The sequence below is a fragment of the uncultured Cedecea sp. genome, assembly GCF_947498825.1.
GTDB lineage: Bacteria > Pseudomonadota > Gammaproteobacteria > Enterobacterales > Enterobacteriaceae > JGM124.
This window is the reverse complement of the sequence record NZ_CANMLV010000003.1, coordinates 180,405-202,558: the sequence shown is the minus strand read 5'-3', so window position 1 is coordinate 202,558 and position 22,154 is coordinate 180,405. Positions and strand designations below refer to the sequence as shown.

Below are 22,154 nucleotides of genomic sequence, written 5' to 3'. Positions count from 1 at the left end.
AAAGCCAGAAAAAGTATTTCCAAGTGCCGAATACCGTTCGGCATAGCGTTCAGGTAAGGGAAACAGTTAGATGATCCGCAATATTTATATCGATAATTATCGGTCTGTTAAAAATGTTTTTCTTGAATTGGACAGGCTCAATATTATATTTGGCCCGAATGGCTGTGGTAAATCGAATATCTATAAAGCGATTCAGCTTCTGTCAGGGGCCGCTTCAGGCCAACTTTCAGGGATGTTCAGTAATGAGGGCGGAATACAAAATACCCTGTGGTCTGGTAAGTATTCGGACTCAAAAGCGCGAAGAATTTGCTTATCCTGTGAAACAGATGATTTTGACTATGAGATACAGATAGGTTTTCCAGAGACAGCTCCTGACGATAAGACACTATTTAAGTTAGATGCCATCGTTAAAGAAGAACATATCTGGACAGCCGGTTATAAGCGACGGCCTTCATCGCAGGTGCTTAAAAGAAAAAATCAGGTGGTTTTTTTGTCAAATATTCATGGTGAAAAAATCACTCACAGTGATGCTATCTATGAAAATGAGTCTTTCTTCGGGCAACTGGGTGAACCTCACCTTTATCCGGAGGTTTCTCAGCTAAAAGAGACCATAAAGAGCTGGCGGTTTTATCATGAATTTGATGTTTCAAGAAAATCACCGATAAGACAACCGCAAATCGGCTTCAGATCGCCCGTCCTTGCAAGTGATGGTTCGAACCTTGCCTCTGCTTTCCAGACGATTGTTGAAATTGGTGATATTGAACTGCTAACAGAGATACTGCTCACCGCGTTTCCTGAATGCTCTTTTTTTTGTAAAAACGATAATGCGCGTTTTATGTTATTCATGAACAGAAAAGGACTGAATCGCCCTCTGGAACTCAGTGAAATGTCAGATGGCACCCTACGTTTTTTATGTCTGGCGGTCGCATTACTCAGCCCTCGTCCACCCAATTTCATCGTTCTTAATGAGCCAGAGAATAGTTTACATCCTCAAATGTTACCTGCCTTGGCTAAACTGATTTCACAAGCCAGCAGATACTCTCAGATTTGGCTGACAAGCCATTCTCAAGAGCTGGCTACGCTTATCGGTCAATATGCCGAATTTCAATTATATGAATTATCGATAAGTAACGGACAAACCTGTATCAATCGCGTGTAAGTCAACAGTTATGCGTCATTTTTTACGCTGATACTTTTCAGGCAATGGTGGGACCGGACGTTTATCATCAATCAAATGGCGTATCGCTAAGATTGGATGATGCCATAACATTCTGGGACCCGCCCAGCGCATGATTTTTTTCATCTCTTCGCGTTTAGCGGGTTGATAGCAATGCACCGGGCATTGCTTACAGGCGGGCTTTTCCTCCCCGAAGACACATTTATCCAGCCGTTTTACCGCATATTCATACAGTGCCTGATAGTGTTCCGGACAGGAAACGGCATCCGGGTTGTTGCGCTCATAGAGTGCAATCATTTTATAAATAGTCAGTTTTTCTCTGAGTATCCTCTTTCCAGCCATAATATCGTTCACTCCTGCCTGTTCGTCGCGCTCTGATCGGCAAATTTTGTTCAGAGATCAATTCAGACATACAGCTTATCGTATTTTCACCGACAGTATTTTGATCAAAGAGGGAAACCCGATGCTGTTCATCCGGTTTCCCCTGAGACTGACAAAATATCAGGGATTAAGCTGCTGACTTAGCGCCTGCAGTTCTGGCGTGTTTTTTATCCCCTCAACCACCAGATCGGCTACGGCCCGGGCCCCTTTTTCCTGAAAATGCGTAGTATCCGGTGCCGTTCGGATACCCGCTTTTTGTGTTTTATACCAGGGATAGCGGGGATCATTCGCATCAACGGCCAGCCAGTAGTCCATCCAGTCATCCGCATGCGCATTAGCAAACTCAATGGTCGCCTGTTCAAGGTCGATAAGTGGAACCTGATTCGCCACGGCAGTTTGTTTGATGGTAGCGATATAGTCGCCGCTGAACAAATATCCCGGTTTTGCCGAGGTATAATGACTACTGACTACCTTATCCTGTGGTCCCTGCTGGAATGCCGTTTTACCTTCACTATTTTTTACCCTGGTTGTAGGAGTAAAGAGGATCGGGATAGCGCCTTTATCACGAGCAATCTTAATATACCTTTCCAGTGAGTGCTGGAAAGAAAGCTCGGGCTGGCCTTCCGGATACTGAGGTCGCCCCTGGCTATCGTTCGGATAAGAGCACAGGTTCGCCACATCTGCCGCACCACGAACCGGTTTCTTGCTATTGCAGTTCTGATCATTATGACCGTGAGCGATAAAAACATAATCGCCCGGTTGTAAATAGCGTCCCATCTGCTGATACCATCCTCCGTTATAGAAATCACGGCTCGCGCGCCCGGCTCTGGCTCCGTTCAGGACTACCACACCAGAATCAGGACGAAAGGACTCCTGAAAAACTTGCCCCCATCCCATACGTGGCAAGCGGCTAACTTCATAGCTGGCTGCGGTTGAATCACTAACAATCAACACCCGGGTCTGCGCTTTCGTTATCGCTTGTTTATCCTGTTCTGCCCGTTCAAGCAAGAACGGCTCCCAGGCACCACTGTTATTAAGTCCTGTTATCGGACGAAAAGCGCTGTCCGTCAGAGTGACATGTCCCGCCTGCCCCGTATTATTATGATACCCACGGTTAGTATTGATAACCGCCAGTACCCGAGTCATCGCATCATGGCTTTGAACTGGCGTACTCACAGGATCAATAACGGAGATATCTTCCCCTGCCAGCGCAAAAGCATCAGCCATGCCCTGGCGAAAATTCGCCAGTGGGTGCGTCAGCGAAACTTGGCTCAGTTCAGCGGGTGTCACATTCTCAACAAACTGCTGCGGACCGATGTACCCCAATTGTCCTGCGGCTTCCGAAACCATGCGGTCACTGAAAGGGGTGATATTTCCGGTATTGACCTGATTGCTATTTAAGGTCAGCACTAACGAAGCCATACAACGCGCACGCGGAATATTATTGTACAGACAGTTATCACCTTCGTTAGCCGCTATAGCACTCAATACCAAGGGGGGCACCAATCCGTCGACCGGCAATCTATAGCGCCCTTCACTGTTGGTATCGGTACTCAAACGCTCTCCCCGGCTATCCGTTATCTGTACCCTGGCCTCTTTAAAAGGCGTATCTGCAAGAACGATACCTTCCAGGATAGCCGATGCCTGGACCAAAGAGGGTAACGAGCACATTAACGCGACCATCGTTATTTTATGACGCATAACAAACTCCTTGTATTAGAAGCGGTAAGTAAAACCCGCTTTGATCAATGCTTCGCGACTACTGCTGGTTTTACTTTTAGCCACATCTTCAGCGGCCAGGTTAAGCTGCCAGTCGGGAAGAAATATCCAGTCTGCTTTGAGATCTTGCTGGTAATCATTCTTCTTGTTATTGGCAAGAATATAATCAGCGTTATAGTAATTAGCCTGATAAGTCAGGATAAGCCCGTCCAGCAGTGCATAGGCAATCCCGCCTTCCAGACGATGACGATGCCTGTTCTGCTCACCTTCTCCTGCTGCAGAACGGGTAATCTTGCGGTAATCGTAACGATACTGGGTATACAGAGTTACTGGGGAAATAACCTGCCAGCTTAGCTTAAGTCCGGGTGTATAACGGGCCCCCGCTTTTTGCGTATCGCCCACATCACCGGTGGTGGCTTCACCACTCTTACCACCGGAATAAAAGCGAGCTTCCATATTCGGTGTTAAGGTCAGCGCACTGGTCAGTGCATAATCATAACCTACAGTCATGGAATAAGAGTTGGATACCACGTCATCCAGGGCGACGTTTTTGCCTTTGTTATACAGATGAATAGTAATATCAACCCACGCCTGTTCATCAGTTTGATGTAATATTCCAAACTCATCGCCATGATATTTATTTTGTGTTCCATAGCTATGCTGATAATGGAAATAGGTTTCCGATGCCACTACGCTGCCACTCATCAGCAATAAGCCGGCGAGTATATTTCCCAGATATATTTTTTTTATCATGATCATCACTTAATTGTTTAAAATTAATTGAACTGGTAATTAACACCGATTTTGACTTTTCCCTGGCGGGATTTAGACGAGCTGGAAACAGAAACGTCATCGACTTCCAGATAAGGTCGCCACTGTTGATAACGATATTGAATTTTAAACTGATGTTCATAGTCAGTTTTCTTACCATTATAAACAGCATATTGGTTTGGCGTGAAGATACCCTTACTGTATGAAGATGACTCATTTAAATTATCACCGACATAATAGTTAAACACATACCCTAAGGATATATTAGGAATACCATTCCATGTGACGCCGGTATCAAAACGATTACGCGCGGTATCCGATTTAGCACGGTACTGCTCCCCGGCATAACCAAATTTATCAGTACTGCTGATGGTTTTATAGCGCTCGCTTCTTGCCAGTTTTTTAATTTCATAGCGATAGCGGCCATAGACAGACCACTCTTTATTGATACTGTAGCTGTATTTAATTCCTGACTGGTAATTTACTGAAGTACTACCAAAAGAGACTTCAAATGAAGGGGTTAGCGTATTCCCCTTTATCGGCATTTTGAAATCTTTCTGAATAACCAGCCCTCCCGAACCGCCTTTCATATCATCCCATGCCACATCATAATTTTTGCCACCACCGGAAGAAGTGCCAAATTTGACTTCATATTGCCAGAGGGAGGGAGTTTTATGAATTAACTTAAATGAGTCATTATGGCGCCTGTCCTGGGTTTTGAAATTATGTTCAACCTGTATGGTCGTTTTGCCTTCTGCGGCATAAATTCCCTGTGAAAAACCGATAACTGACAAACCGATAACTATTTTTTTGATTGTATTACCGCTCATGGTTTCCTCATCATAAAATAATGACATATCAAAAACTGCTGAGATAAATAATTTAATTTAAGCTATATTCAGACACAGAATATCACTCTAAAAACAGAGGTTAAAAATAAACAAAAAAGATCGTGGATTGTTAAGGGTTGATATTTCATTTCAGCTACCTCTTAACATTACTGATATATGAATATAATCAGGCGCGCACCCCATAAGAAAAACAAATGAATGAAAAGCAGTTTATATTTTTTTGAAACATTGTTTTGAGATCGTTATCAAAAAAAAGAGATTAAATGAAAAAAAACAGCAACTCATATAGTTTTCTTTCCTTATCAAAAAAACATCGTTATTTGAATAATTACTATTGCATCTATCAGATATTCCATCACCACCATGCAAGATAAAAAGTGATATTGAGAAAGTATTTTTAGGACACCTGAAAGACGATAGTGGTTTTATATCCTGGAGATGAGCATGGAAAAGCCATGAATTGAAATATTCATCTGTGTTTTTATTTTCTGAATTGAGAGTTTAAATGGGATTAACCGAACGATAATTTGGTGGGGCTAAGACAAAAAAACCTGTTCACAGATCCACTATTTCAGTTCCGTGAACAGGTTTCACGCGTTCAGAAGACGCGATGGGGTTGGCACTGCCTGGTAACAGGGTAACTTATTCCTTAACTGATTTTTTTGGCAAGCATTGTAGCAAAGCGTAATTTAATCGGGTTGCCATGTTCATCAGTTTTATGAAGAGCGCCAACATCTTCATTATATTCAATAAATTCCCAGCCTTCATAATACTTACGAAGCTCACCAGGCTTAAAAGCAAATGAGAAGAAAGGTAACGTACAAGGATAATCATCAGTATCCATGGCTGCGATAATTAAGTTATAGCCATTAATCAAAGTGTGCTGCTGCATAGTGCTAATAAGAGAAGGAATATCCTTTCTATTCAGGAACATAAAAACGACCGTCGAGAGAATAAAATCATAATTCTCTTTAATTTCTACACCATTAAGGTCTTTAATCTCGGCATGAATATTCGCCAGATTTTCTAAGGCTGACAGATGCTTTAATTTCTCAATAGAGTCTTTATTCACGTCCCAGGCTGTCACATCAAAGTCTTTCAGGCCAAGGTATAAAGCATTCCGCCCACCACCACAGCCTAAATCTAACACTTTTCCCGGCGGGATAATTTTTGCTGCATCGATAACATCAGGATGCGTTGAAGTTAACTGGTATTTTTTAGCAAAGTAGTCTTCTTTGGTGCAGTAGAACGCCAACTGACATTGCAGATCGTCAGAGAATGAAACAATGCGATGCCATTGTTGAGGTTCGACAAAAGGGGGATGACTTTCAGGGGTAAAAACGAATGATTGCGTTATTTCACCCTCTTCAGTCATCAGGGCGAAAGTCAGAGAACCTTGAAGAATCGTCAATTTTGCCCAAGTTCCCGCTTTGGTATTGTGTTTCTGGGTGAAACTTTCTGGCAATGTCTGACTATTCCATTGGGGCATTGCTTTATAAAGCATCAAATCATTCATATAATTATTCCTTTTTTTCAATTATTTAGTTCGCGCAGCATCATAAATGCTTTTGAAGTATGCTGCTCGCTGACGACAAAAGCACGCAGTTGCTTCATCGCATCAAAACCTCGAGCGGCGATACCTTCAGTACTTAAGCTTAGCTCCCAATTCAGATCGTCGCGCTGCGTGTCGCCCGCGAGAAATAACGGCAGATCGGGCGTTTTAACTTTTAGCAGCATAGGTGGAAAAATAACGGATTCTGTCGCGCCGAGAAGATTTTTCGCCAGCGTTAGCGAACTCATCTGAATAGGTTGCAGAAATGGCATGATCTTTCCTTCGATTTCCGCACAGTCGCCCAGGGCATAAATATGCTCATCAGAGGTTTGCAACTGACGGTTAACGCAAACTCCACGGCCTGTTTTTAACCCTGCCGTTGTCGCCAAAGTGAGATCAGGTTGTATTCCAATAGCTGCGATCACCGCATCAGCCTTAACGATATGACCATCAAGCAAATTTACCGCTAATTCTGTATCCGTTTTATCAATGCTGACTAACTCATTATTGAGCAGGATACGGATCCCCATTTGGCTCAATTTATGCTGTAAACGACAGCTGAGTTCAGCCGGCATCAGTGAAGCCAGTAAGCTATGAGCTCTATCAATCACGGTCACCTGCTTACCTGCGCGATGTAAATCCATTGCCAGTTCGGTGCCAACAAGCCCACCTCCTAATACCAAAATACGCGATGCTGTTTGCAACAGGCTCTGATGTTTACGATACTCTCCCTGACTGTTAAAGGTCACCATCGATTCCCGTCCGGGAATCGATGGTACTATCGCCTGCGCCCCTGTCGCCAGTACCAGTTTGTGATAACTCAATTTCTGGTCGCCACAAATAATATGCTTCATCTGACTGTCAATTGCCGTGACCTGAGTATTTATCTGTAACTTAAGATTATTTTCTTGCGCAAATTGCTCAGCGGACATCTGTGTTAAATCATCCGCCGATTGCTTAAGGCTAAACACATGACTGAGATCGGGTTTGTTGTACTGATCGCCGCTATCTGCGGCAATCAACATAATGGGGATCTGTTTATCCTGGCGACGAAGATTCGTCACTAACTGGCGAGCAGCAAAACCAGAGCCAATAATGATAATTTGTTCCGTCATATTTGCTCCGATTACAGGGGTTCAAAAACAGATTTACCCAAAGCGCAGCCTGGGCATAAAAATGACTCAGGAACATCGGACCAGGTGGTTCCTGGCTCAACACCTTGCATTGGCTCCCCCACAGCGGGATCATAAACCCACTGGCAGACCGTACAAATCATCGATCCAGCGGATTTTTCCTCAGTGACAGGTTCCGGGGCTTCTGCGACACTCACTTCCTCAAGTGGATGTAGCGCCCATTCACGGGCAATCTTGCGACCATGTTCACGGCACTCTTCCAGCGCTTTACCGTCCGGACGCCATTTCATTTTCAGCGCCAAAGAAATATCAAAACCCGCGTCCATCAGTCGGGTTTGAATACGGTCAACCGCCCCACCTGTCCAGCCAAAACTACCGAATGCGGCCGCTTTTTTATTCCGAAAACGCAGGCCTGCCAGCTCCTCCAGCATGCCGGCAATTTTCGGCATCATGACATTATTCATGGTTGAAGATCCCACCAGTACCCCTTTAGAACGGAACACCTGGGTCAGAATCTCGTTTTTGTCATGCCGTGCCACATTATAAATTTTCACTGCCACAGAGGGGTCAGTCTCATGGATCCCTTGAGCGATGGCGTCTGCCATCATTCGGGTATTTGCTGACATAGTATCGTAAAGCAGGGTGATACGGTCTTCTTGATAATCATTCGCCCACTCCAGATATTTATGAATGATCTGCGTAGGGTCATCGCGCCATACCACACCGTGTGAAGTGGCAATCATATCGACCGGTAAATTAAAACCGAGTATTTCATTAATTTTCGGAGCTACAAGACGGCTGAATGGCGTCAGAATATTGGCATAGTAGCGAGTGCACTGTTCATAAAGCTCAATTTGATCCACTTCATCATTAAATAAATGCTCATCGCAGTAGTGCTGACCGAAGGCATCGTTACTGAACAATATCGCATCACCTGTCATATAGGTCATCATACTATCAGGCCAATGCAACATCGGTGTTTCGACGAAAATGAGTTTTTTTCCATTACCGATATCTAAACTGTCGCCAGTTTTTACCGTATGGAAATTCCACTCTGGATGATGGTGATGACCGTTAATCGAATCGATAGCGTTAGTGGTGCAGTAAATAGGTGTATTCGGGATAAGCGCCATTAGTTCAGTTAATGCGCCAGCATGATCTTCTTCTGCATGGTTAATCACAATGTAGTCGAGAGCATTCAGATCGATTTCCTGTTGCAAGTTGCGCACAAATTCAAGGCTGAATTTTTGATCAACAGTATCGATCAGAACGTTTTTCCCCTCTTTGATTAGATAACTGTTATAGCTACTGCCTTTCAGGGTTTTGTATTCAGTACCATGAAACTCACGTACTTCCCAGTCACGCTGCCCTACCCATTGAACATTATTTTTTACTTTAATCGCCATATCTGTTTACCCCAATAAAGTGTTTTGTCTTTATTAACTATAAGCAATTGGCGTGCCATGTTTTATCCTGTTGATTTTAATTGCTTTTTAAATTAATGGTGTCTTTTTGACATTATTAAAGTATAGTCATAATGACAAAACCCGTGTCGGAATGACAAATATGCGTTTATCTATTCAATCACTGGCAAACATTGCCCTCGAATTACAGCATGGTTTATCCGGCAAGGATCGTTTTCAGACACTGATCGGTAGCGTCCGGAAACTCCTGGCCTGTGATGCCTCAGCCCTGCTACGCTACGAAAATCAGTTATTCAGACCGCTGGCAATTGATGGTTTATCTGCCGATGTTTTAGGTCGCCGCTTTTCGCTCAATGCGCATCCTCGACTTGAAGCAATAGCCCGTGCCGGGGATGTGGTGCGTTTCCCCGCCGACAGCCAACTGCCCGATCCTTATGATGGTTTAATTCCGGGGCATACTGAGCTAAAGGTGCATGCCTGTATCGGCCTGCCACTCTTTACCGATCAACAACTGATCGGCGCGCTGACCTTTGATAGCCTGAATCCTGAGCAATTTGATGATTTTAGTGATGAAGAATTACGTTTAATTGGTGCCCTGGCATCATCGGCTCTCAGTAATGCCTTGCTGCTCGATGCATTAGAAAAACAGGCATTACCCGGCCCTGGTCGTACTCAGGGGAGTAAACAGCATATCACCAGTACTGATGAAGAGATGATCGGCCTTTCAGCTCCGATGCAACAACTAAAACACGAAATCAGCGTCGTCGCAGGCTCAGAACTCAATGTACTGATAACCGGTGAAACCGGTGTGGGAAAAGAACTGGTTGCGAATGCGGTACATCACTTATCTGCACGGGCATCTCAGCCATTAATCTATTTAAACTGCGCAGCACTGCCAGAAAGTGTTGCTGAAAGTGAGCTTTTTGGTCATATAAAAGGGGCATTTACCGGCGCGATACACCATCGGATGGGTAAATTTGAAATGGCCGATAACGGCACATTATTCCTTGATGAAATTGGTGAATTATCCTTAGTGCTGCAAGCGAAATTATTACGCGTGATTCAGTATGGTGATTTACAACGTGTCGGCGATGATAGCACCCGACGTGTGAATGTCCGTATTCTGGCAGCAACCAATTGTGACTTAAAGAAAGCCGTACTGGACGGAACCTTCCGTATGGATTTATTCCATCGTTTAAGTGTTTTTCCGCTCTCGGTTCCCCCCTTAAGAGAGCGCCGTGAAGATATTGTACTATTGGCAGGATTCTTTGTTGAACAGATGAGAAATAAGCTGGGCTTACAGCAATTGAGTATTCCGGCGGATACCTTGGCGATGTTACAAAACTATGCCTGGCCGGGTAATGTGCGAGAAATGAAACATGCTATTGAACGCGCTGCGGTACTCGGCCGGGCATCGCAGAATTCTGCCGAAGTGAGGTTATCTCATGAGCTGTTTAATCTGGCGATAGCGGACTCATCCTGTGAGAGTCCGGTGAGTATAACTGCTCATGATGCCGGGCCTCAGCAAAGCCTCCAGCAGGCAACTACAGCATTTCAACGGGAGTTGATCAGTAAAACGTTACAGAAGAATAAGATGAATTGGTCTGCCTGCGCGCGAGCGCTTGATCTTGATGCGGGGAATCTTCACAGACTGGCAAAACGACTGGGCATTAAGTAAACCACCGATATGCCGCACAGCCAGAACGCTGCCATGCGGCATCAAGATCCTGCTTATGGGTAGAGCAGGTAGTTTTCACGCATCTTACGGTAAGCTTCTGAATCCTTTGCCCAGCTCGCTTCGACCTGTTTGATCGCCTGTTCTTTCGGTATATTCTGCCTGGTCGCCTCCAGCAAGATAGTTTCCAGAGAACGATCGCCGGTCACTTTAGCAAGCCAGGTCGGGCGAATTAAGAATGCCTCATCCTGATGCTTAAGGTACTGAGTCTCTTTGTCATCAGCGAGGACGGGGGCACAACCAGCATCAACCATTTTATACCACCAGTCAACAAACAACGCGATACTCGGTTTCAAACCAGGGATAGAATCACTGGTGAGACGTTCCCCACAGACTTCTTTACCCGCCTGAGGCCAGCCAGCTTTAGCCTGATTAGGGTCAACGGTATAACAAGTATTGACATAGAAACGCTTATCAGGAAAACCCAGTTGTTCAAAAGGATGATCCGATCCACGACCGCTATTTACGCTGGTTGCCTCAAATACGCCAAGGGAAGGATAAAGAGCAATTGCTAAATCACTGCGTAAATTAGGCGATGGATATACTGGCAGTGAATAAGGAGTCTGATGAGTATAATTTCCCATCTTCACCACGTATAAATCTGACTCTGGCATCTGCCAGCGTTTATCGCCGTGACCGCTCCAGCTTTTATCATCAAAATGAGTCAGCCAGCCTTCTCCAACAATCATTTTAGCAAATTCACCGGAGGTCAGACCGTGTACCATCGGGACCGGATGAATACCAATCCCTGAGATATACTTCTCATCCAGTAAAGGTCCGTAGACAGCTCCACCCAGAGGGTTAGGCCGGTCTAATACCATTAGTTCTTTCTTTTCCTGCTGCAGGCTTTCCATCATATGATGCATAGAGACGGTATAAGTAAAATAACGTACCCCTACATCCTGCAAATCATAGATAACCACATCCACATTTTCTAACTGCTCTGCTGTGGGATGAGCACGGCTACGGTTATCTTTATCACGTCCATATAACGAGACAATCGGCAGGCCGGTTTGTTTATCCAGATGGTCATCATCACCGAAGCCGGCATCCTCTTTTCCACGTAACCCATGTTCTACGGAAAATAATGTCGTTACGGTAAATCCATACTGTTTTTCAAGTGCACGCAATTTTTCAATTGCATGCTGGCCTTGTGAGTCAATAGAACTTTGATTGACCATCAACCCGACTCGTTTACCTTTTAACAGAGGTCCATAAACCTCAGGTTGGTCGAGACCCAGAACTATTTTCTGCTCAGCATAACTATTACCCGCTGAGAGAATAAGGGCGAAAAAAAGCATCTTCAGAAAACGCATGTTAATGTATCTCTCTGTTTAAATATTAGAAATTATGGCGTAATTCTAATGCCCAGAACCAGAAATGGTTCTGTGTTCTATTATTCTCGCTATCCCATGTTTGTTCAGGGCGGTAGTATACATCAGCAAACAACGATGTTTGTTTAGTAAATGGATAAATCATTTGCACACCGTAACGGCTACGATCTTTTTCTTTATGCAAGAACTCTCTATTATTGGAGTCACGGAAGCTTTGCTGACCACGAACTAAAGAGTAGCGAGTATAAGGCATCAAATTAATACCGTTATCAAATTTATAACGATAGATAGCCCAGAGGAAATGCTCTTTATTATATAAAGTATTTACCAACTGCTCATCAATATAAAGATAGTTCAGCCAAAGAGAGTTATGCTTATTAAAGGTCAGGTTCGCGCCCGCAAAGTGCTCATTGATTTGGCTCCAGTCACGTTTATAGACACCGTACGCGCCTTTCGCTCTGGCATAATCCAGTTTTCTGTCAATCAGCCTGAAAGACAAACTGGCATTTAAACTGACATTAGGATTCAGCGTATAGTTGATTTGTGGGCGAAGCCAGATTTCATGACGCTCTTCGCCTTTTCTGATATCGCCCATATAAGAGGGCGCAGCCAGCGCAGGGCTGCTGATCGAAGGATAATGCCAGTTATCATTACGATATCCGAGACGGAACCTTGCATTACCTTTACGATCTGCCAGTGTGAAAGGAAAACTGCGTGTTGCACCGACCTGCCAGCGAGTTCTGTCATACTCTGAATTATGATCCAGATAGGTTTTCAGTATCTGTACGTCATACATCCACAGAGAGTTATTCTGATAGATGAAGGCACCAAAATAAGGGGACGTAGCCATACTTCCGTCAAGAAATTTCCAGTTAGCATCACTGTCAATTTCCTGTTCCATGCCGAAATAAGTCTCAAAATTCCATTTTTGATCTTTAATTGTTTTTTGCGCAGCATCGCGCTCTTTTTCAAGTTTTTTTACTTTTTCAGTTAACTTAAAAATCTCCTGATCATAGTCTGTCTCAAAGGCATCGGCATTTACCACATGCGTAGTCAGAGATAAAATCACTGCGAGATTTATATTGATGATACTTTTTATTATTTTCACCGAACAATTCCTTGCGATTGTTATTTACCAGGATAATCCATGACCACGTGCATAAAGAATGGTTTTGCCATCAGGAGATTTAATATTAACCGGCAATTTACCTTGTGGGATATTTAAAGGTACAGCATCAGATTTATCACCCACAAAGAGTGTCCGTAGTCCACTTAAAATATTAGTCTCAAGTGCGTTGCGCACATTATTAGTGACATCAAATCCGGTTATACCATAAATAGCAATATTCGACTTAACATCATGTAAATAAGCAATGTCATAAGGGTTTCGAGTCGAAATAACCACTAAGGGGATATTTTTTAGTTTCGCACGGTCAATGATCCTTTGGGCATTCGCCGGATTTTCTTTCAAATTATAGGTCGCAAGAATAATCAGATCTTTGCCTTCAATATCACTATCAATAGTCTGATTGTCTAAACCATCCTGCCCAAGTTTGGCCACCCGGCTATCGAGAGTCATTTCAACACTGGTCTCTTTAGCAATACTGTTGAGGTGCTTGGCAATCAGTTCATTGCGGGGCTGTTCGTCAGAATAGATAAAAAACGTGTTGTTACTTTTCAGTTTCCAGGGAAGCATATCTTCATTTTTAATGACAGTAATCGCTTTCGCAGAAATATCATTCTCTGTCGCTTTATGTTCTGCAGAAGCCACAATTGTTGAAGCTTTCTCGGCAGACTTATGTTCGGCAGAAATCTGTTTTGCAAGTTTAGTTTCAACCACTCGTGTCGCTGACTCATTAATGCGTTGCATCAACTGAGGATCTTTTTCTGCCTGCTGTTTAAGTGTGGAATAGAGAGAATCAAGCTTTGTCACCTCCTGAGGATTAGTGATAGCCAGAGGCATCAAAATAATGTCATTACCGGCTTTGATCGCTTCGGTAATAACCCATTCAGTATCAAAATTACTGCTAATCGCGCCCATTTCCATTGCATCGGTAATAATCAATCCTTTGAATCCCAGTTGATTACGCAAGGTTTCAGTCAAAATAGGATGCGACAGAGTGGCAGGCGTACCAATTTCCTCGCCTTTAATATTCGTTAATTGCGTATCATCCAGAGCGGGTACGACTACGTGGGCCGTCATAATCGCATCGGTATAAGGCATAGCCTCAACAAAAGGAGGTAATTCAGTAGCTTGCCATGCAGCTTTGTCTATCTTAATAACGGGGAGTGCAAAATGCGTATCTGACACGACATTACCGTGCCCAGGGAAATGCTTCAGCGAGGTCATAACACCGTGCTGGTGAATACCGCGGATATAACTTTTGGCTAAGTCGCTGACCCATTCCGGGGAGTCGGAATAAGAACGAACGCCGATAACAGGGTTATTCTGGTTGTTATTAACATCCACCACTGGACCAAAGTTAAAATTAAAGCCCAGAGCAGAGAGTTCCTGACCATGAATATCCCCGGCCGTTTCGGTAAGCTCCTGTGAACGGGTCGCACCAAGCGCCATATTTCCAGGCATTTCTGTACCGACGCGTAAACGAGTGACATAGCCCCCTTCCTGGTCTGTACTAATCATTAACGGTAGATTACTTCTCGCATCCTGAAGCGCATTAATTAATTTTACCGTTTGAGGCGTGTCGATCAGGTTTTCACGAAACAGAATCACCGAGCCCAGATGATACTTAGTAATAATTTCAGCAAGGGCTGCGTCCAGTTCGGTAACAGGCTGCTTTTGCTCCTGTCCTTCACCTTGCCAGGAGCGAAAATCCATCATCACTATCTGACCTATTTTCTCTTCAAGGCTCATTTCAGCCACCAGTTTCTCCGCCGCAGTCTGAGGCGCCTTCCACATTTGGTGTAACTGAGAATCTGAAATAACTTCGGCATTGCTTATTGCACTAAAAAGAAGAGTCGCAAGTAGTAATTTTTTCATTGGTCTGGCTCCTGGTATCGCACTAAAATTATAAAAAAAAACAATAAATTACTTATAGTTAATAATCCCTGATACTTGACGATTTCAGTTCAGAATACTGATGGCCTGTATCATGCCTCTCCTGGCAATTCCCCATAACCGGCACCTGAAGTCATCTTTATAACTGCTTATTTACCATACTTATCCCGGCAAGGAATAAAATATTCCTACCTATGTGAAACAAGTCACACTAACTAACAAAAATTAATTTAAATAGTAAACAACCATCAAAATAACATCATAACTACATGTTATTTAGGCATTTTAATTTTAATGGTGGCATGGTCTTGTGGAATTTTTTATTCTTAGAGGGATGTTAAGGCCCTGTTTTTCGCTAACAAATCAAGCACCAGAGACCATCTGAAAAAGCATCAAGATCGGGTTATGAAGGAAATAAACCAATAAATACAAAAAATTAAATCATTTAATAAGTGAAATAAAATTTCAACCGGGTTAACTAAACACACTCTGGAGATAATAAAACATTTCATTCTTGTGAAAAATATTAATAAAAATCACTTTAACTGAACAGTAAAATAATTTGTTAAATATTCTACTTCATGGGTAAATAAAATAACAAACTGTAAATAAAGAAACGAAAAACACAGAGACAAAATGTAAAAAAAACATCATTTTAATCAACTAAATAAGATAAGAAAACGCTGGCAGAAACAGCTCTTAAGAGTCAGCCAAAGAGTCCAAACCTAAAAAACAACCACACTCATTAGTAATAAAAAACGCATCTGACGAAAGTTAAAAAACAATTATATAAAAACATATAGCAGCATTTTTTATTAAGATGCCAATTTAATAAAATGCAACATAGTCTTTTTATTTTAAAAATATATAAACTGACAAAAGGACAGATTAAAAAAACATAAAGCTTACAAAAACAGACTATAATCACGATTATTCCGATAATTTTAGTTGCTTATACGCAAAGTTTTTCATCAACAGGCCAGTCAAGATAAACTCCGCGACTCGATTGTCAGAGCGACAATGATGACCTAATAAACTGAAAGCAGGATGACTCTGTAACACAAGGCACAGTATAAGTATGACTAAAGAAATTTTAAGCAACGTAACAATAGTCGATGATCATCCTCTGGCAAGAATGGCTATTCGTAGCGTTCTTGAAAAGCAACAGCTGAAAATCGAAAATGAATTTGAGGATGGTCTTTCAGCCTTTCACTTTCTGAAAGATTCACCTACAGATATTGTCATTATTGACGTTGAAATCCCGGTGTTGAATGGTATAGAGCTGGTTGAAAAATTACGCAGTTCCGGCTTCGAAGGCCTGCTTATCGTCGTATCAGCTAAAAATGAACGTTACTACAGTAAAAAATCGGCCGAGGCCGGGGCAAATGCTTTTATTAGTAAAACCCAAGAAATGGGCAATATTATTACAGCCATTGAGTCCGCACAAAAAGGATACAGTTTTTTCCCTTTCTTTTTGAAAGAAAAAAACGAAATGATAACCGATATGCAGCGTCTTGAGTCCTTGTCATCCCAAGAAATGAAGGTGATGAGCTATATGCTCAGTGGGCTTGATAACCAAAAAATCAGCGAAACAATGAATATCAGCAGTAAAACAGTCAGTACCTATAAAACCCGGCTTATGGAGAAACTGGGCTGTAACTCTCTTATCGCGCTCATTTCATTTGCCCATCAAAATAAACTCAGTAAACGATGATTAGACAAGCCTTGTTTATCTTTATAGTGCTACTCATGATGGCATTTAGTCGCGTTCAAGCATCGATGCCTGACGAGCTAGAACTTACCTCACAGCGGCAAGTATTTCCGGTTGCAATCTCACTATCTGAAGAGGATAAGCACTGGCTAAATAATCATAAAGCGCTGCGTGTCGGCATATACCCTCAAACCCATTCACCCGTGGTACAAAATATATTCACTGACCGCTATCGAGGAATAAATGCCGATTATCTGGCGATTATTCAGAGTTCGCTTGGTACTCATATAAAAGTCATTCGGTTAGATAACAAGCAACAAGCGATAGAAGCCCTTAAAGAGGATAAACTGGACGCCGTGTTAACCGGACTGGAATATCTGCCTGGAACTGATCAATCACTCATTGCATCCATGGCGGTGACACGCTCCTGGCCTAACCTGGTTACCAGCATATCAAATACGATGTCGCCTGTAGCCAGTCAGGAAAACGTCCGTGTTTCTGCTTATGGAAACTACCCTGATGATCAATTTATTTATCAGTCATTTCCCAATGCCGATATCATCCGTTACAGCAATTATGAAGAGGCGCTCAAGAAGCTCTCCACAGGAGAGGATAATTATTTTATTGGTGATTCACTCACCACCAGTATCTGGCTTTCCCAGGAGTTCCAGAATACCATCGTCACGCTGAAGTACTGGTCAGAACCGCAAAAAAACAGTGTGTTTTTATTTCGCACCGAACAATCTGAATTACAAAGAATTTTTAATAATGTACTGAGCCATATTGATGAAAATATGCATGGCCAGATTGCGTACTCAACGATTGATAAAGGGGATCTCTCATTTCTCATTGACCCTCTTGCCTATACTCCCCACGAACAACAGTGGCTAAGTCAGAACAAAAAAATCAAGGTGATTGTTAATCCCTGGTACATGCCTTACACATTGATAGACAGTGAACAAGATATTCGTGGTATTACCGGTGACGTTTTAAATTTAATCAATTTACAGACAGGGCTTACTTTCGAGCCAATAATGGTCAGATCTTATGACGAGATGATAAGTGAAATAAATAAAGGTGGCTGGCATATGGTCGTACCTGCCATTTATGACACTAAAAAGAATCATTCCTTGTTATATACCCAACCATTTATTAATACACAGTTTGTCAGTGTTGTCAGAAAAGACAACTTTTCCAGCGCCGAATTGCGCCCCGGAATGAGTGTCGCATTATCTGATGAACATCCCTTACTGACGACGTTACAAAGACAATATACTGATATCAAATGGAGGCCAGTCAAAAATGTCAATACTGCGCTGAATTTGCTTGCCAGTGGTAAAGTTGATGCTGCTATTGCCAACCGTTTAACAGTACGTTACTTCAGTGAACATTATTATCACGATCGGCTTCTCTGGCAGCCCCTACCGAATACCATGCCAGCAGCCTTTACTTTCAGCGTATCACCGCACGAACCAGAGTTAAAATCCATTCTGGATAAAGCATGGGATAACGTTCCGCAGCGGGAAATGTTTCAAATAGTCAGTAAATGGTTACGCCTGCCTAATGTTAAAACTGAAACTTGGGAGTTATATAACAAGCCTTTTTATATCGTCACGGTACTGGCGACTTTACTGGTTCTCAGTTGTGTCATATGGATAATCTATCTGACGTTAGCAGTACGTAAAAGAAAACGTTTACAACGCTTGCTAGAACAAGAGAAAAATAAGGTACAACAAGCCGGCAAAGAGAAACAGGAGTTTCTCTCCAGAATGAGTCATGAGCTCAGAACGCCAGTCAGTGCTATTGTTGGTTATCTTGAACTATTACAACACGCATCAGCATATTTCAAAAATGAAGATAAAGTCTCGATAGATCAGGCAGCCAAGGCTTCACATTTATTACTTAAGTTGATCGGCGAAATACTGGATATTGAAAAGGTCGAATCAGGAATGATTGAGGTCTCACCTGAGTGGGGGAAAATCGATACTCTGATTATGTCTAAAATTGTATTATTTCAAGACATTGCCAATAAAAAAGGAATTTCAATCGACTACACATCATGTGTTGCCAGCGATCAAGTTATGCTTCTCGATTTTCAGCGGCTGGGACAAGTGCTAAACAATGTGATTGACAATGCGGTAAAGTTTACCCAGCAAGGCAGCATCAACATATCTGTCTCATTAGAGAATCAAAAAAACCTCATTATTATTGTGACTGATACAGGGCCTGGTATCGCGCAACATGTTCAATCGCGTCTGTTTGAAGCATTTATCCAGGCAGGACATCAGTCGACAGAGCAAGGATCCGGGCTGGGGCTCACTATCAGTAAAGTACTCATGAGCAAAATGAGGGGAACTATCTTTCTGCAAAGCGAAGAAGGCAAAGGTACAACACTAACAATAGTCCTTCCTGTTGAAACAAAAAATGATGTTATCGTTGAATCCCCTGTCATCACTCCCGTTCCTGTGAGTGTTGATCCGAATTTACGTGTATTAATCGCTGACGATCTGCCTGCAGGGCGTTTGCTGTTACAGCGTCAGCTCAGCACACTGGGTATCAAGTCAGACGAAGCTGCCGATGGCCAGGAAGCACTTTCTTTGTTGCAGCAGGCCCATTACGATATATTAATAACGGACGTCAATATGCCCGTTATGGATGGTGTCACCCTGGCGAAAACAGTACGCGAACATAACAGCAACATCATTATCTGTGGATTGACGGCAACCGCCCAAATACATGAACGTGAACGTTGTCTGGCTGCCGGCATGAATTTTTGCCTGTTTAAACCAATAAACATTTCGCAGCTCGCCCTGCTGTTGTTTGATATAAAGCCTGAAGTTAGCTCCTTCTTTGATATGAAACGCCTGACGGTTTTAGCTCAGGGAAACAGGCTATTGATGTTAAATGCTTTAAAAGATGCCCAACAAGAAAACCGTAACGACTTTTCTAAGGCGCATGTCGCGCTCATGCACTCTGACTATCAAGCCATGAAGTATCATATTCATCGCATCAGAGGGACTGCTCTGTTACTGGGTTCCACAGCACTCGCCGATCAGACACAGTTGCTGGAAGATAAACTGATGCAAGCTGACTCGGATGACGGGCTATTAGCAATGCTGGAACATACTCAAGATTTACTGGATGAGCTAGACATCGCAATACAAGATTTTACCCCCTAGTAAAAATCCTCTCCCCCTCGCCCAGCTAAAATCGGGCGGGGAGATAAGAGAAGCGTTCATATTTACCCAGAGATGCGCTTTAAGCGTTTCCATGATGGTATTCATTGCCTGTGCTACAGAAAAAAGTGCCAGCACCACCGCTAATTTTTCAGGAATATCGTCCCCTGACAGTCAGATACTTATCAGACCATTCAAATTCACGCAGCTATTTTTAATTTCGTAGAATAACAGGAAATAATAAGCAGCAAAAAATTGACCTGGATCAATTTCATTGCTTTTTTTCACTTTTAAAATGTTAACAAAGTGATAATTTAATGTTTATTTACTTTAAATAATTACCTGGTGTTTGTTATGAATATAATCATGACAAAATAACCCATTTAAATACAATGAGTTACAAGCATTAAAAACACACCACAAGAACATTCCTACACTTGTAGGAATCAACCTACAGTAATATAAGGTTTCGCTGATATTACTCTCCCCCGCCCATCAATATACTTCCCCCATACCTTCACAGGGTAGATTAAAAACACAAAGGCATGAAATCCCAAAATCATGGAAGATTAAATTAACAACTCAAAATGTTAATTAAGCCGTACTGTTTTACTGAACCTTTGGAAAAATTTCTTTCTACTTAAACATTTTCAATAAATACGTCAATTACGCACTAATGACTTATTTTAAGAATATTAAATAGAAATGAATTGAAGTTTCAGAAATAAATGCATTACTCACGTGAAACATTATTACATTTTACGGACCAACGGCAAAAGCCAAAAATCTAATTAGGATGATAAAGCTATGAAAAAAAATATTATTGCAATCGCACTGGTTACTGCTTTCTCTGGTATGGGCATTGCTCAAGCTGCTGACATTAGCGCTCAGGCAGTTGCAACCTGGTCTGCTACCGCGAAAAAAGACACCGCCAGTAAACTGGTTGTCACTCCATTGGGTAGCCTGTCATTCCAATACGCTGAAGGCATTAAAGGCTTTAACTCAGCCAACGGTCTGTTCGATGTGACTGTTGAAGGTGACGAAACAGCAACTGACTTTAAACTGACTTCACGTGTACTGACTGATACCCTGACTCAGCTTGATCAGTCTGGTTCTACTCTGAAAGTCGGTGTTGAATACAATGGCGAAGCAGTAACAGCTGCAAGCCCATTAGTCATGATCGATACTGCTAATAACATTATGGGCGGCAACTTAAGTTCATTAAGCAACTCTTACAACCAAGCAGGTCGTACTTCTGCTCAAGACGGATTCACTTTCAAAATCATCAGCGGCACAACTGACGGTACTACAGCGGCGACTGAGTTCAGCTCTCTGCCAGAAGGTATCTGGAGTGGTGATGTTAGTGTTCAGTTTGATGCAACCTGGACCAGCTGATTTATATTTGAATAAGCAGGGGTTCTCCCCTGCTTATATTAGGAATTGACCATAATGAAAAAAAGTATTCTGGCTATCAGTCTGTTGGTTAGTACTATGTTTCCGGCATATGCTTTAGATGTTGGAGACATATCTTCATTTATGAACAGTGATAATAACGTACTGAATAAGGAAATTAAGAATCCAACAGATACAGGACGTTTAGTTAATATCAGTATCGAACGTATTTCCTCACCTTTAGAAGATGGCAAAGTTATTCCAATGGAAAAAGCGGGTGAGGTACTAATGACACCGGCAAGTATGTTACTTCCTGCGAAAGCCAATGAAAACGTCCGTTTTTTTTATAAAGGATCAGAGGACGATAAAGAACGTTATTATCGTATTGTTTGGTTTGATCAGGCATTAAGTGATGTTCAGCAAGGAAATACCACAAGAAGTGCTATGGCGACAGCCTCTGCAAGAATAGGGACGATATTAGTTGTTGCACCACGCAAAGCTAAATACAGCCATACCTATGATAACGGAAAGATGACTAATACCGGTAATGCAACATTAAGAATTATTGCATATGGTCCTTGCCTTAAGTCAGTCGAAGGTAAAGAGTGCAAAGAAAACTATTTTCTGATGCCTGGTCGTGATCGTAAATTTTCTCGTGTAGATGTAAATAATAAAAATAGTCGTGTTGCACTCTGGCAAGGAGAGCATTTTGTTTCTGTGAAATAGCATTTCAATGTTAATGGATGATAATCATGCCTGCGAATACCTCCCCTATTTTT

16 protein-coding genes are annotated in these 22,154 nt (G+C 42.4%); 6 read left to right on the top strand and 10 right to left on the bottom strand.

Features of this window, described 5'->3' with window-relative positions:
- Window positions 1-70 precede the first annotated feature (70 nt).
- Window positions 71-1,159, top strand: a complete 1,089-nt coding sequence (locus tag Q1A40_RS05940; protein WP_299998530.1) for an AAA family ATPase — start codon at window positions 71-73, stop codon at window positions 1,157-1,159.
- A gap of 15 nt (window positions 1,160-1,174) precedes the next feature.
- Here Q1A40_RS05940 and Q1A40_RS05935 read toward each other — a convergent pair whose 3' ends face one another.
- From Q1A40_RS05935 to norV, 7 genes are all read right to left on the bottom strand, one after another.
- A complete protein-coding gene (locus tag Q1A40_RS05935) occupies window positions 1,175-1,519 on the bottom strand; it encodes a nitrous oxide-stimulated promoter family protein (protein WP_299998529.1) in 345 nt (114 codons plus the stop codon).
- 159 nt (window positions 1,520-1,678) lie between these two features.
- Entirely contained in the window at window positions 1,679-3,259 is a 1,581-nt protein-coding gene (locus Q1A40_RS05930; RefSeq protein WP_299998528.1) for a rhamnogalacturonan acetylesterase, read from the bottom strand.
- Between the two features lie 15 nt (window positions 3,260-3,274).
- Entirely contained in the window at window positions 3,275-4,030 is a 756-nt protein-coding gene (locus tag Q1A40_RS05925; protein ID WP_299998527.1) for an oligogalacturonate-specific porin KdgM family protein, read from the bottom strand.
- A gap of 23 nt (window positions 4,031-4,053) precedes the next feature.
- Window positions 4,054-4,878, bottom strand: coding sequence for an oligogalacturonate-specific porin KdgM family protein (locus tag Q1A40_RS05920; RefSeq protein ID WP_299998526.1), 825 nt, complete (start codon window positions 4,876-4,878; stop codon window positions 4,054-4,056).
- Between the two features lie 670 nt (window positions 4,879-5,548).
- Window positions 5,549-6,415, bottom strand: coding sequence for an SAM-dependent methyltransferase TehB (gene tehB / locus Q1A40_RS05915; RefSeq protein ID WP_299998524.1), 867 nt, complete (start codon window positions 6,413-6,415; stop codon window positions 5,549-5,551).
- Window positions 6,416-6,432: 17 nt separating this feature from the next.
- Window positions 6,433-7,566, bottom strand: a complete 1,134-nt coding sequence (gene norW, locus Q1A40_RS05910; protein WP_299998522.1) for an NADH:flavorubredoxin reductase NorW — start codon at window positions 7,564-7,566, stop codon at window positions 6,433-6,435.
- A gap of 11 nt (window positions 7,567-7,577) precedes the next feature.
- Window positions 7,578-8,990, bottom strand: coding sequence for an anaerobic nitric oxide reductase flavorubredoxin (gene norV / locus Q1A40_RS05905; protein WP_299998521.1), 1,413 nt, complete (start codon window positions 8,988-8,990; stop codon window positions 7,578-7,580).
- 160 nt (window positions 8,991-9,150) lie between these two features.
- On the opposite strand from norV, the gene norR reads away from it, so the two are divergent.
- Complete coding sequence (gene norR / locus Q1A40_RS05900) at window positions 9,151-10,686, top strand: nitric oxide reductase transcriptional regulator NorR (protein ID WP_299998593.1); 1,536 nt, start codon at window positions 9,151-9,153, stop codon at window positions 10,684-10,686.
- 53 nt (window positions 10,687-10,739) lie between these two features.
- Here norR and Q1A40_RS05895 read toward each other — a convergent pair whose 3' ends face one another.
- The 3 genes from Q1A40_RS05895 to Q1A40_RS05885 are packed head-to-tail and all read right to left on the bottom strand — an operon-like array spanning window position 10,740 to window position 15,078.
- Window positions 10,740-12,059, bottom strand: coding sequence for a DUF1343 domain-containing protein (locus tag Q1A40_RS05895; protein WP_299998520.1), 1,320 nt, complete (start codon window positions 12,057-12,059; stop codon window positions 10,740-10,742).
- Window positions 12,060-12,084: 25 nt separating this feature from the next.
- A complete protein-coding gene (locus tag Q1A40_RS05890) occupies window positions 12,085-13,176 on the bottom strand; it encodes a hypothetical protein (RefSeq protein WP_367275732.1) in 1,092 nt (363 codons plus the stop codon).
- 33 nt (window positions 13,177-13,209) lie between these two features.
- Complete coding sequence (locus tag Q1A40_RS05885) at window positions 13,210-15,078, bottom strand: glycoside hydrolase family 3 N-terminal domain-containing protein (RefSeq protein ID WP_299998518.1); 1,869 nt, start codon at window positions 15,076-15,078, stop codon at window positions 13,210-13,212.
- Window positions 15,079-16,174: 1,096 nt separating this feature from the next.
- Here Q1A40_RS05885 and evgA point away from each other — a divergent pair.
- From evgA to Q1A40_RS05865, 4 genes are all read left to right on the top strand, one after another.
- On the top strand, window positions 16,175-16,810 hold the full coding sequence (evgA, locus tag Q1A40_RS05880; RefSeq protein WP_299998517.1) for an acid-sensing system DNA-binding response regulator EvgA: 636 nt from the start codon (window positions 16,175-16,177) through the stop codon (window positions 16,808-16,810).
- 35 nt (window positions 16,811-16,845) lie between these two features.
- Window positions 16,846-19,986, top strand: coding sequence for a transporter substrate-binding domain-containing protein (locus Q1A40_RS05875; RefSeq protein ID WP_299998516.1), 3,141 nt, complete (start codon window positions 16,846-16,848; stop codon window positions 19,984-19,986).
- 804 nt (window positions 19,987-20,790) lie between these two features.
- Window positions 20,791-21,378 (top strand): common pilus major fimbrillin subunit EcpA, encoded by a 588-nt coding sequence (locus tag Q1A40_RS05870; protein ID WP_299998515.1) that lies wholly within the window; start codon window positions 20,791-20,793, stop codon window positions 21,376-21,378.
- Window positions 21,379-21,432: 54 nt separating this feature from the next.
- Window positions 21,433-22,101: a hypothetical protein gene (locus Q1A40_RS05865; protein ID WP_299998514.1), complete on the top strand. Its 669-nt coding sequence runs from the start codon at window positions 21,433-21,435 to the stop codon at window positions 22,099-22,101.
- Window positions 22,102-22,154: the final 53 nt, after the last annotated feature.